The organism is Alcanivorax limicola (assembly GCF_019931215.1).
In the GTDB taxonomy this organism is placed as follows: domain Bacteria; phylum Pseudomonadota; class Gammaproteobacteria; order Pseudomonadales; family Alcanivoracaceae; genus Isoalcanivorax; species Isoalcanivorax limicola.
Window position 1 is genome coordinate 622313 of record NZ_JAIOUB010000002.1, and the last position, 16325, is coordinate 638637.

The 16325-nt window shown below is 61.1% G+C and carries 18 protein-coding genes; 7 read left to right on the forward strand and 11 right to left on the reverse strand.

Annotated elements, in window-relative coordinates; all coding sequences use genetic code 11:
* A complete protein-coding gene (locus tag K8B33_RS08800) occupies positions 1 to 714 on the reverse strand; it encodes a DUF484 family protein (protein WP_223425654.1) in 714 nt (237 codons plus the stop codon).
* On the reverse strand, positions 711 to 1568 hold the full coding sequence (gene dapF / locus K8B33_RS08805) for a diaminopimelate epimerase (protein WP_223425656.1): 858 nt from the start codon (positions 1566 to 1568) through the stop codon (positions 711 to 713). The genes K8B33_RS08800 and dapF overlap by 4 nt, the downstream gene beginning before the upstream one ends.
* 250 nt (positions 1569 to 1818) lie before the next feature.
* Here dapF and K8B33_RS08810 point away from each other — a divergent pair, with 250 nt between their 5' ends.
* Together K8B33_RS08810 and K8B33_RS08815 are read left to right on the forward strand one after the other, a co-directional pair.
* Positions 1819 to 2700, forward strand: a complete 882-nt coding sequence (locus K8B33_RS08810; protein ID WP_223425659.1) for a metal-dependent hydrolase — start codon at positions 1819 to 1821, stop codon at positions 2698 to 2700.
* Between the two features lie 116 nt (positions 2701 to 2816).
* Complete coding sequence (locus K8B33_RS08815) at positions 2817 to 3632, forward strand: class II aldolase/adducin family protein (RefSeq protein ID WP_223425661.1); 816 nt, start codon at positions 2817 to 2819, stop codon at positions 3630 to 3632.
* On the opposite strand, the gene K8B33_RS08820 is transcribed toward K8B33_RS08815, so the two are convergent.
* The 6 genes from K8B33_RS08820 to argH all read right to left on the reverse strand — a co-directional run bounded on the left by K8B33_RS08820 (position 3620) and on the right by argH (position 9617).
* A complete protein-coding gene (locus K8B33_RS08820; protein ID WP_223425662.1) occupies positions 3620 to 4660 on the reverse strand; it encodes an ArsA family ATPase in 1041 nt (346 codons plus the stop codon). The genes K8B33_RS08815 and K8B33_RS08820 overlap by 13 nt on opposite strands.
* Before the next feature lie 2 nt (positions 4661 to 4662).
* Positions 4663 to 4884, reverse strand: coding sequence for a cory-CC-star protein (locus K8B33_RS08825; RefSeq protein ID WP_223426082.1), 222 nt, complete (start codon positions 4882 to 4884; stop codon positions 4663 to 4665).
* A gap of 79 nt (positions 4885 to 4963) precedes the next feature.
* The gene (locus K8B33_RS08830) at positions 4964 to 6646 is read right to left on the reverse strand and encodes a carbon starvation CstA family protein (protein WP_223425663.1); all 1683 of its coding nucleotides are present in this window, start codon (positions 6644 to 6646) and stop codon (positions 4964 to 4966) included.
* 107 nt (positions 6647 to 6753) lie between these two features.
* Positions 6754 to 7995, reverse strand: coding sequence for a diaminopimelate decarboxylase (gene lysA / locus K8B33_RS08835; protein ID WP_223425664.1), 1242 nt, complete (start codon positions 7993 to 7995; stop codon positions 6754 to 6756).
* 34 nt (positions 7996 to 8029) lie between these two features.
* Positions 8030 to 8197 (reverse strand): LPS translocon maturation chaperone LptM, encoded by a 168-nt coding sequence (gene lptM, locus K8B33_RS08840; protein WP_223425665.1) that lies wholly within the window; start codon positions 8195 to 8197, stop codon positions 8030 to 8032.
* Positions 8198 to 8231: 34 nt separating this feature from the next.
* A complete protein-coding gene (gene argH, locus K8B33_RS08845; RefSeq protein ID WP_223425666.1) occupies positions 8232 to 9617 on the reverse strand; it encodes an argininosuccinate lyase in 1386 nt (461 codons plus the stop codon).
* Between the two features lie 124 nt (positions 9618 to 9741).
* Between argH and K8B33_RS08850 the strand changes: the two genes are divergently transcribed.
* The 5 genes from K8B33_RS08850 (at position 9742) to K8B33_RS08870 (ending at position 13449) form a co-directional block, all read left to right on the forward strand.
* Positions 9742 to 10824 carry a sensor histidine kinase gene (locus K8B33_RS08850; protein WP_223425667.1) on the forward strand — a complete coding sequence of 361 codons (1083 nt, stop codon included), beginning with the start codon at positions 9742 to 9744 and terminating at the stop codon, positions 10822 to 10824.
* Between the two features lie 13 nt (positions 10825 to 10837).
* Positions 10838 to 11575, forward strand: a complete 738-nt coding sequence (locus K8B33_RS08855; protein ID WP_223425669.1) for a LytR/AlgR family response regulator transcription factor — start codon at positions 10838 to 10840, stop codon at positions 11573 to 11575.
* Between the two features lie 57 nt (positions 11576 to 11632).
* Positions 11633 to 11956, forward strand: coding sequence for a TRL-like family protein (locus K8B33_RS08860; RefSeq protein WP_223425671.1), 324 nt, complete (start codon positions 11633 to 11635; stop codon positions 11954 to 11956).
* Positions 11957 to 12034: 78 nt separating this feature from the next.
* Positions 12035 to 12457, forward strand: a complete 423-nt coding sequence (locus tag K8B33_RS08865; protein WP_223425673.1) for an SRPBCC family protein — start codon at positions 12035 to 12037, stop codon at positions 12455 to 12457.
* 77 nt (positions 12458 to 12534) lie between these two features.
* Positions 12535 to 13449: a YihY/virulence factor BrkB family protein gene (locus K8B33_RS08870; RefSeq protein ID WP_223425675.1), complete on the forward strand. Its 915-nt coding sequence runs from the start codon at positions 12535 to 12537 to the stop codon at positions 13447 to 13449.
* Between the two features lie 16 nt (positions 13450 to 13465).
* On the opposite strand, the gene K8B33_RS08875 is transcribed toward K8B33_RS08870, so the two are convergent.
* From K8B33_RS08875 to K8B33_RS08885, 3 genes are read right to left on the reverse strand one after another with little or no spacing between them, the layout of a single operon-like run.
* Entirely contained in the window at positions 13466 to 14161 is a 696-nt protein-coding gene (locus K8B33_RS08875) for a DUF6901 family protein (RefSeq protein ID WP_223425677.1), read from the reverse strand.
* Positions 14158 to 15636, reverse strand: coding sequence for a PAS domain-containing sensor histidine kinase (locus tag K8B33_RS08880; RefSeq protein ID WP_223425679.1), 1479 nt, complete (start codon positions 15634 to 15636; stop codon positions 14158 to 14160). The genes K8B33_RS08875 and K8B33_RS08880 overlap by 4 nt, the downstream gene beginning before the upstream one ends.
* 38 nt (positions 15637 to 15674) lie before the next feature.
* The gene (locus tag K8B33_RS08885; protein ID WP_223425681.1) at positions 15675 to 16130 is read right to left on the reverse strand and encodes a response regulator; all 456 of its coding nucleotides are present in this window, start codon (positions 16128 to 16130) and stop codon (positions 15675 to 15677) included.
* Positions 16131 to 16325 lie beyond the last annotated feature (195 nt).

Genomic DNA, 16325 nt, shown 5'->3' on the forward strand with positions numbered 1-16325 from the left:
TCAGGCGCGGCGCGCTTCGAGACGGGGATAGCGGCGCAGCAGGTCATGCATGCGGCGGCTCAGCACATCACCGATATGGCTGATGAAGATGGTGCCCAGAGAGCTGCGGAAGTGGTGCGCGTCGAAGCTGCCGATGGCCAGCAGCCCCTGTCGGCCCTGCCATTCGAGCGGCACCATGGCGGCGGATTGCACCTGATCGGCATGGCGCGGGAACAGCTGCTCCAGTTCTACCTGACGCAACACCCCGCAGATGGCCTTACCGTTGCGCAGCAGCAATTGCAGGGCTTCGTGCAGATCGTCAGCGGCGAGGCAGCGTACCTGACTGCGCAGTTCGCCGGTCAGGTCCATGTCCCGGTCATAGACCAGCAGGGATACCGTATCGGCGCCGAAGTCCTGTTGCAGAATGCGGATCAGATCGGGGAACAGCTGCTCGGCGCTGCGACTTTCGACCATGGTCAGCACCAGCTGGCGGGTTTTCTCGAACAGCTGGTCGTTGTCGCGTGCGACCCCGAGCAGATTGTTGAGCCGGTCCCGCAGGCCCTGGTTACGTTCGCGCAGTATCTGCGCCTGACGTTCCAGCAAGGATACCGCGTTGCCGCGGGGGTCCGGGAGCTTCAGCAGTTCAAGCAGTTCCTGACGGCCCTGGAAGAAATCTGTGTGGTCGCGCAGCCAGGCGGCAACCTGATCACCGCTGAGGGGCTTGTGCTCGCTCATGCCTTGCTCCATGCATTCAGGTTCAGGTGGCCATCATAGACGCGGCTTGCCGGGCCTGTCATCAGGACGCCGCCCGTGTTCGTGTAGCGCACGCGCAGATCGCCGCCGGGCAGGGTGACGGTAACGGTGTCATCCAGCAAGCCACGGCGCTGGCCGCAGACCACGGCCGCGCAGGCGCCGGAGCCGCAGGCCAGGGTCTCGCCCACGCCGCGCTCGAACACCCGCAGGCGGATGTGCCCGCGATCCACTATCTGCATGAAGCCCACATTGACCCGCTCGGGGAAGTCCGGATGGCTCTCCAGCAGGGGGCCAACGGTGGCGACCGGCGCGGTGTCCACATTTTCCACCAGTTGCACGCAGTGCGGGTTGCCCAGGCTGACTGCCGAGACTTCCCAGGCTTGCTGCCCGGAAACCAGAAAATAGGTATCCGCTTCCTGCGTTGCACGCAGGGGGATGTCTTTCGGTGCCCAGCGCGGCGCGCCCATATCCACCGTCACCAGGCCATCATCGGTGACATGCAGGGTGATGTCCCCGCTGCGGGTTTCGACGCGAATATCGTGTTTGTCCGTCAGGCCTTCCTCGCGGACGAAGCGGGCAAAGCAGCGCGCGCCATTGCCACACTGCCCCACCTCACTGCCGTCGGCATTGAAGATGCGATAGCGGAAATCAGCGTCACCGAGGGCGGGTTGCACCAGCAGCAATTGATCAAAGCCGATACCGAAATGCCGGTCCGCCAGGCGCTGCAGGGTGGCGACGGGCAGGGGCGAGCCCTGCTCCGGCAGGGGCTGCCGGATGCCGTCGAGCACCATGAAGTCATTGCCCAGGCCGTGCATTTTGGTGAACTTGAGTGTCATCGCGTGTTGCTCAGTGAGGCCGGAAAACGCTCCATTGTAGCGGTCGGGCGCGTGGGGGTCACCTGATCATCGGGCAGATGGATTGTCCCTGGAATTGCCTTGCGGCATGTGCCGTCTGGGCCAGCCCGGGACGCCAGCGGCGGGTGATATTGGCACAACCTGCACTCACGTGCCCGGGTGTGGCTGTGGATACTGGTTCATCGTTGTGTGTCACCGAATTTGTATGTCACCGGATTTGTGGAGTGTCAGAATGAATGCGAAAGCCAGTGTTGCAGCGCCTGCGGTGCGTCGTACGAACAAGAGCGATATCCAGCCCCGGCGCATGGATTTCGAGTTCGATCCGTCGATCCCGCGCTACTGGTTTGCCGGTGATCAGTTCAAGACCTTGCTGTTGTCGGCGCTGTCTTGCACCTTTCCCGAGGGAGAGCGCTTCTTCGTGCGCTCCGTACGCCACTATCAGCCGCATATCACGGACCCGCAATTGCGCGAGGAAGTGAAAGGCTTCATAGGTCAGGAAGCCCATCACGGTAACGAGCATGAAGCGTTCAATGCCTTTCTCGAGGAGCGCGGTATCCCGGCCCGCAAGGTCGAGGCATTCGTGCTCAAGGGGCTCAAGTGGCAATCCAGCCGCATGTCCCGCGAGCGGCAGCTGGCCAAGACCTGTGCACTGGAGCATTTCACGGCGATGCTGGCGGAGACCATTCTCGAGCACCCGGAAATGCTGGAAGGGATGGACGAGCGCATGCTGCCGTTGTGGCTCTGGCACGCGGTGGAAGAAAGCGAGCACAAGTCCGTCGCCTTCGACGTCTATCAGGACCAGGTCGGTAGCTACTGGATTCGCACCAGTGAGATGGCCAAGACCACGGTAGAGTTTCTTGGTTTTACCATCTTCCATTATCTGCAGCTGCGTTCGGGCATGGACGACAAGCGCGACCTGCGCTCGGTGGCGCGCGGTTTCAACTGGTTGCTGGGCCGTCCGGGCTGGTTGCGCAAACTCGGTCCGGCGTACCGGTCGTATTATCGGCGTGATTTCCACCCTGCCCAGAAAGACAGCAAGGCGCTGCGTGAGCAGGGGCTGAAGAAACTGGCAAAAATGCTGAACCGTCCCGAGTTGCTGGAAAAGCCAGCCTGAGGCAAGGGCCATTTTTCTGTCGTGACCTGCCCTGTTGACCATTGCCGTTCCGGCCCGGTCTGTCCAGATTGGCGCGGGTCAGGCACTATCGGTGGATGACATCACCGGAGAGTGCCATGACCACGCCCGACTCCCGCTTACCTTCTCAATCAGATTCTCCATCAGGTTCCCGGCCGCGCCCTGCTGCGCCCGGCAACAGCGTCAGCGCCGAAGAGTGGCAGCTGCGGGTCGACCTCGCAGCCGCCTATCGCCTGGTGGCCTTGTACGGCTGGGATGATCTTGTCTTTACCCACATCTCCGTGCGCGTGCCCGGCCCGGAACACCATTTCCTGATCAACCCCTACGGCATGATGTTCGAGGAAATTACCGCCTCGAGCCTGATCAAGGTGGACCTGCACGGTGAAAAAGTGGAGGCGTCCGATTTTCCCGTCAATCCGGCTGGCTTCACCATCCACAGTGCGGTGCATGCTGCCCGCGAGGATGCCTTGTGTGTCATGCATACCCACTCACTCAATGGCGTTGCGGTTTCCGCGCAGAAGGACGGGGTGCTGCCGATCTCCCAGCAGTCGCTTTTCGTCCTCTCGTCGCTGGGCTATCACGCCTATGAAGGGGTGGCGCTCAACGAGGAGGAGAAGCCGCGCCTGGTGGCGGATCTGGGCACCGCCAACTTTCTCATGTTGCGCAACCACGGGCTGCTGACCGTCGGTGCCTCGGTGGCAGACGCTTTTCTGAATATGTATGTCTTTGAAGCGGCGTGCATGGTGCAGGTGCGGGCGCTGGCGGGCAGTCGCGAACTGATTCAGGTTGATCCGCGGATTGTGGCGGGCATACAGGCGCAGGCGGCCCAGGTGACGAAAGGGCTGGGTGGAGCGCTGGCCTGGCCGGGCTTGCTGCGCAAGCTTGATCGGACCAATCCGGGTTACGCCGACTGAGCGCTGCCCAGTAGTTCGGCGCCCAGGGCGGACAGCGCCGCCAGGCCCTGAACGTCGTCCGCCATCAATGCGATTTGCCGCCTGGGCAGTGTGCCCAGGCGCTGATCTATGTCGTCCAGATGCCGTTGTTGCCGTTGCCCTCGGGCGTGCATGAAGGCGCTGCCGGTGTCCTGCGGTAATACCCGATTGATAATGATGCCGGCGACCGGGATCTGGTGCGCCTGCAGGCTGCTGACGGCGCGCTCCGTTTCCAGAATCGGCAACTTCTCCGGTGTCATCACAAACACGAAGGCGGTGTGTGCCGGGTCCATCAGTAATCGACGGGTGCGGTGAAACAGGTGCTGGCGCTGGCGCAGGGTCTCGGTCAGGCCACGGGTGCGGGCATCCATGCTGGCCAGCGCATCCTGTTGCGGTGATCCCATGGGGCTGTCCAGATCCCGGCCGGGCGTCAGATGCCCCAGCACCTTGCCCAGCTGCGCCGCGCGTTCGTTGTGACGCAGCAGGCCATCTGTCCAGGCGGCCATGATCTCCGGCAGACTCAGCAGGCGCAGGGTGTGGCCGGTGGGGGCGGTGTCCAGCACCACCAGATCAAAACGCTCGCGGGCATCCTCCAGCAGGCGGGCGAGCCGCTCCAGCAGGGCGGCTTCCTCGGCGCCGGGGGATTGACGTGTCAGGTTCATCTGCCGCGCCAGCTCGCGCTGCTGGTCCGGGGTGGTGAAGCCTCGCATCTGCTCCAGGACGCGGTTGAGGTAGGCGTCGGTTTCCCGATCCGGATCAATTTCCAGTGCTGTCAGCCGCTCGGCCAGCGCGGTTTCCTGGCCGCCAATGGGCCGGTCGAAGGCATCCGCCAGGCTGTGTGCCGGGTCGGTAGACACCAGCAGTACGCGCTGCCCTTGCTGTGCCGCTGCCAAGGCCAGCGCCGATGCCATGGTGGTTTTGCCCACGCCGCCCTTGCCGCCCACCAGCAACAGCCGGTGCTGGCGGATGAGTGCCGGGACGTTCAGTGCGGGCGTTTTTGTTCCGGGCATGGTCAGCAACACCGCATGTTGTCCAGTGGCGAGTGTTCCATGCCCATACGCCGGTGCCAGTCGTGGAAGCGTTCCAGCAGCAATGGCTGCAGCTCCAGCGTGTACCAGCTTGCCGGGTTGGGCACGCCCAGGGTTTCGGAGAACACCAGCAGCATGAACAGGTCCTCCTCGTCGCGCCTGGCGCGGGCAATGGCGGCCCGGTAGGGCGCGTTATACCAGGTCATGCCGAGTTCCCCGGCCTTCTGGTGCCAGCGGCGCAGGCGCGATGTCAGTGTCATGGCGCTTTTCATGGTGCGTTACTCGTCACGGCGCGCTACTTTCGGCAGGCGGTGTCTGCTTCAGGCGCCGCAACGCACCGATGCATTCCAGTGTCACCAGCACCGCGGCCACCAGCACCACGATATCCAGCCCCAGCAGGAACCATTCGCCGTCCAGATAGAGGTTGCGCAGCTGCAACAGCAGCGCTGCCAGTGTCATGGCCAGCAAGAAGACCAGCGGGATCAGGGTGTAACGCGCGGGCCGCCCGAGACGTACCAGCATCACGGTGATGACCAGCAGGGTCAGGCCTGCCAGCAGTTGGTTGGTGGTGCCGAACAGGGGCCAGATCAACATGCCACCACTGCCGTCCGCGCCGCCGGCACCGAAGGCCAGGATCAGGCAGCTGGCCACCGCCAGCAAGGTGGCGGGCAGCGCTTTGCCCATCCAGGGAATCTCATAGATCACACTCCATTCCTGGAAGATGTAGCGTTGCAGCCGCAGACCGGTATCCATGGTGGTGCCGGCGAACAGCGCGGCCATGACGGTCAGCAGTGTGGCACCCACCGCCACATCCATGCCCGTGCCGGCATGCAATATGTTGGCGCCGCCATTCACGAAGGCGCCCATGCTGCCCTGGCCGTAGGCGGTGTAGATCGCCTGCCAGTCAGCGAGGGTGGCAAAGCCGGCGCAGGTGGCGATGATCGCCGCCAGGGCCAGCGAGCCCTCGCCGACGGCGCCGAAATAGCCGACAAAACGGGCGTCCGGCTCCCGATCCAGTTGCTTGGATGTGGTGCCGGAGGACACCAGCCCGTGAAAGCCTGAGATGGCGCCACAGGCGATGGTGACGAACAGCAACGGAATCAGCGATGGCGTGCCTGCGGGGACATCGGCATTGACCATGGGCGCCACCAGCGTCGGGTTGGCCACCAGCACCGCCCCGTAGAGCAGAATCAGCCCGATGAACAATTGCAGGCCGTTGATGTAATCCCGGGGTTGCAGCAGCACCCACACCGGCAGCAGCGAGGCGATGGCCGCGTAGAAGAACAGGATCAGGATCCAGCTGGCGCCTGCCGACAGGCCCAGGGTGGTTTCCGGCAGCGAGATCGGCACCTGCGGCCCCACGTAAATCAGCGCGTAGAGTGCCGCAACGCCCAGCACGGACACGAGGCCCAGGCCAATGATGCGCCGGTAGATCAGCTGGCCGATGATCAGGGCAACGGCGATGGCGCCCCATACCGGGACCACCGCGCCGGGGTTGTTGATCAGCAGGCGGGAAATCACCACGGCAAATACCGCGTTGACCATCAACAACACCAGGAAGATGACGATCATGAAGACCGCCCGGGCGCGGCGCCCCACCACCTCGCCGGTGAGGGCGCCGATGGACCGGGCGCGATTGCGCACGCTGGCCCAGATGGCGCCGAAGTCGTGTATGCCGGCGAAGAAGATGGTGCCCAGCACGACCCAGAGGAATGCGGGCAACCAGCCCCAGATCACTGCGATGGCGGGGCCAACGATGGGGGCGGCGCCTGCCACGGAGGTGAAGTGGTGGCCCCAGAGCACGAAGCGGTTGGTCGGCACAAAGTCGACGCCGTCCTCGAACTCATGGGCGGGGGTGCGGAAATCCGGGTCCAGCTGGTAGATGCGCTCGGCGATGAAGCGGGAGTAGAGGAAATAGCCCGCTGCCATACCGCCCAGGCCCAGCAGCATTAACACGATGGCGCTCATGGAAGCTCCCGGTGTTGTTGTTCTGAGGTACTCAACTCTAACGGTAACCGGGGCTTAGTCAATCAGACCAAAGTCAGAGGCTGCGCCTTTCCCGGCGCAGCATGGATTCAGGGCAGGAGCGACTCCAGCCGCATTTGCTCCTCGATGGTCTCGCGCTGGCGCACCAGGAAGGCCTGATCGCCGTCCACCATGATTTCAGCGGGGCGGTTGCGGCTGTTGTAGTTGCTGGCCATGGAGAAGCCATAGGCGCCAGCCGAGCGCACCGCCAGCAGGTCGCCGGTTTCCAGCGCCAGGGTGCGCTGCTTGCCAAGAAAGTCGCCGGTCTCACACACCGGGCCGACGATATCCCACTCCCGGCAGTCGGCATCGTGGGGTTGCACGGGCACGATGTCCTGCCAGGCGGCATACAGGCTGGGGCGAATCAGGTCATTCATGGCGCCGTCGATAATGGCAAAATTCTTGTGCGGTGTTGGCTTGAGATACAACACCCGGGTCAGGAACACCCCGGCATTGGCGGCGATGGCGCGCCCCGGTTCGATATGCACCGGCATGTCGCCGGGAATATGGCGCAGCAAGGCGCGAATGTACTCGTCAGGTGCTGGCGGGGTCTCGTCCCGGTAGCGCACGCCGAGGCCGCCGCCCAGATCCAGATGACGGATATGAATGCCGCGGTGAGAGAGTTTTTCCACCAGAGCCAGCACCCGAGCCAGCGCATCCTCGAAGGGGGCCAGGCTGGTGAGCTGGCTGCCGATGTGGCAGTCCACACCGAGCACGCGCAGATGCGGCAGGTCCGCAGCGCGTTGATACAGTGCCGGGGCGTCCTCAATGTCGACGCCGAATTTGTTGTCCTTGAGCCCGGTGGAAATATAGGGGTGCGTCTGGGCATCTACATCGGGATTGACGCGAATCGATACCGGCGCAATCGTGTCCTGTTCGCTGGCCACCATGTTCAGCAGCTCGAGCTCGGCGGCGGATTCCACGTTGAAGCAGTGGATGCCGGCGGCCAGTGCCGCGATCATCTCGTCGGCGGTCTTGCCGACGCCGGAGAAGACGATCTTGTCGGGCGCACCGCCGGCGCGCAGCACCCGCTCCAGCTCGCCGCCGGAGACGATATCGAAGCCGGCGCCGAGGCGCGCCAGCACGTTCAGTACCGCGATATTGGAGTTGGCCTTTACCGCATAATAAACCTGATGCGGGTGATCGCCGAAGGCGTCATCAAAGGCGCGAAAATGCCGCTCCAGGGTCGCCCGGGAGTACACATACAGCGGGGTGCCGAAGCGTTCAGCCAGGTCGCCGAGAGCAATGTCCTCGGCAAACAGGTGGCCGTCGCGATACTGAAAGTGGTCCATGTGCTGCGCCTCATTACCTGTCCCGGTGAGGGGATCAATCGTCGTTGTCTTCGCTGTCGCTGACATCGCTATCAGCATCGGTCGGGGTGGATGGCGCCGGTTGGCTGGTGGCGTTGCCGGTTTCGCCGGGGAAATACAACGCGCCACGCTGTCCGCACGCGGACAGCATCAGCACCAGTAGCATTATCGCGCAGTAACGCATGATGTCCTCCCGTTCCTGTTCCCGTTATGGCTGCTCAGCCAAGGCGCTGCCGTGCTCGCGCTACCGCCGCCCGGACCTGGTCCGGCGCGGTGCCGCCGACATGGTTGCGCGCGCTTACCGAGCCCTCAAGTGTCAGCACCTCGAACACATCGTCGTCGATCTGGTCGCTGAACTGGCGCAACTCGCTCAGGCTCATGTCGCTCAGGTCCTTCTTGCTGGAGACGCCGTAGCCGACGGCCTTGCCGACCACCTCATGAGCGTCCCGGAAGGCGATGCCCTTGCGCACCAGATAGTCGGCGAGATCGGTGGCTGTGGCAAAACCGCGCCGGGCGGCTTCGCGCATCACGTCACGATTCGGTTCAATGGCCGGCACCATGTCAGCGAAGGCGCGCAGGCTGCCAAGCAGAGTGTCCACAGCGTCGAACAGTGGCTCCTTGTCTTCCTGGTTATCCTTGTTGTAGGCCAGCGGCTGACTTTTCATCAACGTCAGCAGGCAGATCAGATGCCCGTTGACGCGGCCGGTCTTGCCGCGCACCAGCTCTGGCACATCCGGATTCTTTTTCTGCGGCATGATGGAGCTGCCGGTGCAGAAGCGGTCGGGCAGATTGATGAAACCGAACTGGGCGCTGGTCCACAGCACCAGTTCTTCGCTCATGCGCGAGAGGTGGGTCATGCACAGTGCGGCCATGGCGCAGAATTCAATGGCGAAATCCCGGTCGCTGACGGCGTCCAGCGAGTTCTGGCAAACCTCGTCGAAGCCCAGCAGCTCGCAGGTGCGTTCCCGATTGATCGGGTAAGTGGTACCGGCCAGTGCAGCGCTGCCCAGCGGCATGCGGTTGGTGCGCTTGCGGCAGTCCGCCAGACGCTCGCGGTCACGGCGCAGCATTTCGAACCAGGCCAGCAGATGATGACCAAATGTCACCGGCTGTGCGGTTTGCAAATGGGTAAAGCCGGGCATGATGGTGGCGGCTTCGCGCTCCGCCAGGCCCAGCATGCCCTGCATCAGCCGATGCAGTTCGCGGTCGATCAGGTCAATGTGATCAAGCAGCCAGAGGCGAATATCGGTGGCCACCTGATCGTTGCGGCTGCGGCCGGTGTGCAATTTCTTGCCGGTAATGCCGATGCGATCGGTCAGCCGCGCTTCGATGTTCATATGCACATCTTCCAGCGCCACGGACCACTGGAATTCGCCGCGCTCGATCTCCTCGCGAATCTCGGTCAGGCCATTGATGATGGCCTCGCGCTCCGCATCAGTCAGCACGCCGACCTCCGAGAGCATGGTGGCGTGGGCGATGGAGCCGCGGATATCCTGGGCATACATGCGCTGGTCGAAATTCACGCTGGCGGTGAATTCCTGGACAAACTGATCGGTGGACTCGCTGAAGCGGCCGCCCCAGAGTTTGTTTTGCTTGTCAGCCATGGATCTTCCTCATTAACCGTTCAACCGGAAAGGCGCGCAGTATAGCACCTCAGGGTCGCCCACGGCGCGGGCCTCAGGTATAAGGACTGCTGGGGCGCTGCCACCCGCCCGTCAGGATTGAGGTATGCCAGCCATGACACTCCGCAACACGCCAGAGACGACGACCAGTCGGGCTTTCCTGCCGGATCTCTGTGAGGCGCGCGCTGTGCTCGTGGTGGTGGTCATGGCTCAGCTGGTGGCGATCGTGCTGACCCTGATGGCGACCTACTACGAGCCTTTCAGCTTTCAGCGTCTGGGGCTGACGTCGTTCTTCATGCAGTGGGTGGGGCTGACCTCGGCGGCGCTGATCTGTGCGCTGCGCCAGCGCCTCAATCGCTTGCCGTTGAGTTGGGCGGCCCTGGCGGTCGTGGCACTGGTAGTGCTCAACACCTTGCTGTTCAGCGTCGTGGCGTTGTTGCTGCCGACCTGGGTTGATCCGGGCCCTGGTCCGGTGCTCTGGCATGCCAATGTGGTGGTCAACGTGGCGATCGCGGCGATTGTCGCGGGTGTGGTGATGCGCTACTTCTATATTCAGGAGCAGCTGCGGCTCAAGGGCGAGGCCGAGCTCGAAGCTCGCATTCAGGCGTTGCAGTCCCGTATCCGTCCGCACTTTCTGTTCAACAGCATGAACATCATCTCCAGTCTTATCGCGGTGGCGCCGGAGGCGGCCGAGCAGGCCGTGGAAGATCTGGCCCGGTTATTTCGGGCCAGCCTGCGGGAGGGCCCGGCGGAGGTGCCGTTGAGCCAGGAGCTGGATCTGTGCCGCCGCTATGCCCGCATCGAGGGATTGCGGATGGGGGAGCGGCTGCGGGTGGGCTGGGATATCCAGCTGGACCCGACGCAGGTGACAATCCCCTTGTTGACCTTGCAGCCCTTGCTGGAGAATGCCATCTACCATGGCATCCAGCCCCGTGCAGAAGGGGGGTATGTGCAGGTGCGTGTTGCCCGGGATGGCGATATGCTGGAGGTACTGGTCACCAATCCGTTGCCCGTGACGGAGGCTGCTGCCGGGGCTTCATCGGCAGATCCATCAGCCAGCCAGGGGAACCGCATGGCGCTGGATAATATCCGCCATCGGTTGGCGGCGCTTTACGGGGAACGGGCATCGGTGGATGCCAGAGCAAATAATAATGAATACAGGGTGACCCTGCGTTACCCGATTGCCTGAATCAGGGGGCTTGATGCGAGTACTCGTCTGTGACGACGAACAGTTGGCGCGGGAGCGTCTGGTACGGCTGATTGACAGTCTCGACGACGTCGAGGTGGTGGAGCAGGCGAGCAACGGCCGGGAGGCAGTGCTGGCGGCCCAGCGTGTGCAGCCGGATGTGGTGCTGATGGATATCCGTATGCCGGATATGGATGGCCTTGAGGCGGCGGCGCATATGGCGCGCGCAGAAGAACCGCCCGCTGTGATTTTCTGTACCGCCTATGATGAGCATGCCCTGGATGCCTTTCGGGTGCATGCCATGGACTATCTGCTCAAACCGGTGAACCGGGAGGAATTGTCTGCCGCCCTGGCGCGCGCGGATGGCCTCGCGCGTCATCAGCGTATCCCTGACAATCTTGAGGGCGCGGCCTCGGGGCGTCGGCGTCGGCACATCTCTGCGCGGACTCACCGGGGGATGGAGCTGGTCCCGGTGGCTGATGTGCGTTATTTCCTCGCCGATCAGAAGTACATCACGGTGCGCTACGGGGACGGTGAGGTACTGATTGATGAGACCCTCAAGGATCTGGAGGAGGAGTTCGGCGATCAGTTTGTCCGGGTGCACCGCAATGCGCTGGCGGCCCTGAGTTATATCGAGGGCATGGAGCAGTCGGGGCACGGGCATCACCAGCTGCGCCTGCGCGGGCTTGATGAGCCGCTGGTGGTCAGCCGCCGCCATGTGGCCGGGTTGCGTAAGCTCATGCAGCGGCTATGATAAGGGCCTGACACAAGGTATTGAGCACACCATAAAAACAACAATCAGAGGTAAGTCATGAAAACAATCCTGCCAGCGCTCATCGCTGTAGTGCTTCTTTGTTCCGGTCTGATGGGCTGCGCGACGGCCACCATGCCGGTCTCCGGTTTCATGTACGGTAACGTCAAGGCGCCGATGACGGGCACCGCTGCCCCGGGGCAGACCACTCTGGTTGGTCGTGCTTCGGTGCGTTCCATTCTGGGCCTGATCGCCTCCGGGGATGCCAGTATCCATACCGCAGCCCGCAACGGGGGCATCACGGAAATTCACTATGTGGACTACGAGTCCCAGAATTTCTTTGGTGTCCTGGCTGAATTCACGGTAGTGGTCTACGGGAACTGAATACATCTGGCCCGTCTGAACCTGTCCGGGCTCCAGTGAGAAAGCGACAATCCGTGCTTTCTTTCACTGGAGCGTGGCATGGCCCTGCAGAAAATCGATATCCGCAAGGAATTTCCCTACCCCGTCGAGCAGCTGTTCGGCTTTTTGAGCGTGCACAAGAATCTGGAGGCGATCTTCGTGCCAGCGCGCATCGACAGGGTGCGCGACGGGGTTGATACGCCGGATGGGCTGAAATCTGTCCGCCGCCTGCGCATCCTGATTGCACCCGCCTTCGAGGAAACAGTGACGCTGTTCCGCGAAAACGAGCGCATCGAATACCGCATTACCCGGGGCAGTCCGCTGCGTAATCACCATGGCGTGATGCGCTTCAGCGCCACACCCGAAGGTTCTGTCCTGCATTACACTATCGAGTTCGAGGGCAAGTTGCCGTTGATCGGTCCGTTGGTCCGCGCCGCGCTCAATCGCGGTATTCGCCAGGGCCTGGACAAGCTGCGGCTGTGAGATGCGACGCCGAGATGCGTAGTACAGCGTGAAGCCGCTAGACTGGGCACTCGACAATCGCTCCGGGAGCCTGCTGGATGAAAGCTGCTTTTCTGTACTGGTTCGGCATTCTGCGCGCCGCGCTGGATAACTGGCTCAAGAGTCATGCTTTTATCTATGCTGGCGCGCTGGCCTTCTTCACGGTGTTCTCCATTGCCCCGGTCGTGATTCTGGCTGTCCATGTCATCAGCCTGGTGCTGAGTACCGAGGCGGCGATGGCGCAGATCATGGAGCAATTGCAGGCGGCCATTGGCGAAGAGGCTGCCGAGGCAGTTCGGGTGGCCGTGGCGGGCACGGAGATTGATCACAGTGGTCTGGTGCCGACGCTGATTGGTATTGGCGCCATGGTAATTGGCGCGACGACGGTGTTTGCGCAGCTGCAACGTTCGCTGAACAATATCTGGGATGTGGCGCCGCGCCCTTCGAGAAATACGCTTTTCCTGCTGTTCAAGAGCCGGGTGTTGTCGCTGACGATTGTGTTGTCCATCGGCTTTATTCTGCTGGTCTCGCTGTTACTGAGCGTCATACTGCGCGCCATCATGATATTCGCCTCCGACTGGCTGCCGGTCCCCGGTATGGCGATGGTCGGCATGGAGGCAATACTGTCGATTTCGGTAATCACCTTGCTGTTTGCGACGATCTTCCGCGTGCTGCCTGACGTCATCTTGCGCTGGAAAGATGTCATGCTCGGGGCATTTATCACGGCGCTGCTTTTTACCCTCGGGCGCATTCTGATTGCTACCTACCTCGCCAACGCAGGCACTGCATCGACGTACGGTGCGGCCGGTTCACTGGTGCTGTTACTGCTGTGGGTGAACTACTCTTCGTTGATACTGCTGTTCGGTGCTGCGTTTACCCGTGCACATACAGAGGCCAGAGGGGTGCGTATCCGGCCACGTAATACGGCAGTGTGTGTGCACAAGACCCTGATAGAAGATGATGAGGCAGGATGATTGCGATCTGTCGCACTCAGTGCCCGGGTGGCAAGCCGAACAGGCGTCTCAAATACGGCATCTGTTCTTCCAGCTGAAAGGTCACGTCGCGGGTCAGCATGTCCAGCAGAACGATGGCGTTCGTCGCGGCCTCCGCGCCATCAATATCGCGCAGCCGGCGGGCAAAGCTGCGATTGATCTCGCGCAGATTTGTGTAAGCCTCTTCCATGCTCGAAAGATCGACTCGGGTCTCGGGGTTGGTTTCCCTTTGCAGGTAGCTGTGCATCAGAAAGACAGAGGCTGCACGAAAGAATGTCTCGGATTCTGTTGCCAGTGGCAGATGAAAAAGCCCCATGGGTCTCAGTGGCAGCATGTAGGGGCATTTGCTCAGGGCACATACGAGGCCGAACAGCGCGCCCAGCGCACGCTGCAGAGAGGTATCCATCACATAGGTACGCTGCGGTGTCTGCACATCCAGATGAATGCTCTCGAAAGAATCTCCCAACGGCGCCAGTGAGAAAACATATGCCACGTTGCGGGCAACCGGGCAGTCCGGGGTTGTGCCTGGATCAAGGGGGCAATGACTGCATTGCTGGTGCTCGAGGCGGGCCCAGCGGGGAGTCTGGAACGCTGTCGGGATATGGATCTCCCCGGTGTCTTCATCCAGATAAAGCGGGATGCGCGTCAGTGCGCCGGTCTTTCCCGTGATGCGATATTCAAAGTCCGGTTTCACGGCGCCAGCTCTTGCGGTGCTGTCGCCGGTGTCTCGGCCGGTTTGGCCAGAGGCAGCTGTATCAGGAATGCGGTGCCTACACCCGGTTTGCTTGCAACGGAAATATTGCCATTGTGTCGTTTGACGATATCCTGGCTGATCGCCAGGCCGAGACCGGAGCCCTTGCCGACACTTTTGGTGGTGAAGAAGGGTTCGAAGATATTCTCGAGTATGTCGGGTTCAATGCCGGGGCCGTTGTCGGTTACCTTGATCGAGAAATGGTCGTTTACGACGCGGGTGGCGATGGTGATGCGGCCTTGCCCTTGCAGGGCTTGCGCCGCATTGACCACGAGATTGACCAGGACCTGGGAGAGTTGGGTTTCTGATCCCATGACCTGTGTTTCTGTGTCATCAAACTGGCGGACCACCTCAATGCCATGGCGCGTTTCGTGCCGCGCCAGATTCAGTGCGCTTTCAATACATTTGTGTACGTCGGTCGGCGCGAATGCATCTTTCCCTTCATGGGAAAAGCATTTCAGGTCGGTAATGATCTTCTTGATGCGCTCAATGCCGTCATTGGTTTCGCGGGTCAGGCAGGGCGTATCATCCAGAAGATAAGCCAGCTCCTTTTCATGCAGTTCTGGCCGGGTCTCCTGCAGTTTTCTGGTCAGCGCCTCTGCGCCCAGCAGCTCTCGCGACACCTTTACCGCAAGCAGAAGAGGCTCGATATTTTCATCCAGACGGCGGATGTTGTTGGAGACAAACGCCAGAGGTGTATTGATTTCATGTGCGATGCCGGCAGAGATAACGCCGAGGGACGCCATCTTTTCTGAGTGAAGCAGCATGTTTTCAACCTTGCTGATGGCCTCCTCTTTCTTCCGGACTTCACTGAGTAGCTGATTATTCAATTGCTTGATGGCGGTGATGTCGGTGCCGAAGTAGATATAGCCCCGGTCTACCTCCGAGAGATAGGACAGGGGAAAGACAAACGCATCGACCCAGTATGTTTTTCCGCTCCGGCTTCGGTTGCAGAGTTCGCCGTGCCAGACTTTTTCTTCAGAAAGATTCTTCTGAATCTTGTCATCGTTGCCTTCGTCGGAGTTTTTGGTTCGCGTGATGCTTTGATGTTTGCCTATCAGGTCTTTCAGCTGATATTCGCTCAGCGCCAGAAACTTCTCGTTGGCATAGGTGATCTGACCATGTATGTCAGTGGTGAATACGCAGTACTCATCAATGATTCGGGCAAGCGGGCCGAGCGCCTGCTTGTTGATCCGGTACTCATCGGCGTTGGTTTCGATCAGCTTGAGGCGGTTGGCGAACGGGTTGGTGGTCAGCGATGAAAATTCGGCCAGACGGGCCTCGACATTCAGTGATGCGCGGTAGGTCTTGTAGAGCACAAGAATGACCACCAGCATGACAATGATGGACGTTGAGATGTAGAAAACCGAAACGTTTTCACTGTTAAAAGGCATTGCCAGTGCTTCGATAAGATCCATAGCCTTTCCCCTGTGTTACAGGTCAGCCTTCCAGGCTGTTACATGCCGCCCTTGATGCGGTCGAGCTCCTCCTGAAGGTCTTTTACCTTCAGTGCCAGCATACGGTTTTCAAGTAGTGTGTCGCGCATTCGCAAGCCTTCCTCCAGCCCTTCAATCAGCGCCTTGTCGTCCCAGGGTTTGGCGAAGAAACGGAAAGCGCCCGCGACATTGATGGCGGCCATCAGTGTTTCGATGCTGACTACGCCGGTCAGGATGATGCGCACTGCATCAGGTTGCAGGATTTTCAGTTCTGACAGGAATGCCATGCCATCAATATTTGGCATGCTGTAGTCGCTGATGACCGCATCGAAGATGCGTGTGCGTGCTCGCTTTAGCGCATCTTCGGCACAGGTGTAGGTTTCGAGCTCCCAGTTCTCCTTGTGGCGAAGGCTCCGCGCCAGGCTTTTCAGGATATTCTCTTCATCATCAACGATCATGATGGTGTAGGCGGTCATGGCCGGGCTCCGTGGGTATAAGTTCTCTGACGCTGATCGGTTCCCCCTCACCGGATTATTGTTTTTTTTCAGGTGTCGAGCCAAGCATTCAGAATACGAACAAAGTACCATTCACTCAGGTCTGACGCAATGCTCCTCAGCGCCCCTGCCGTATCTCTCGAACACGACCGTTGAGCACAAAAAACCCGCCATTCG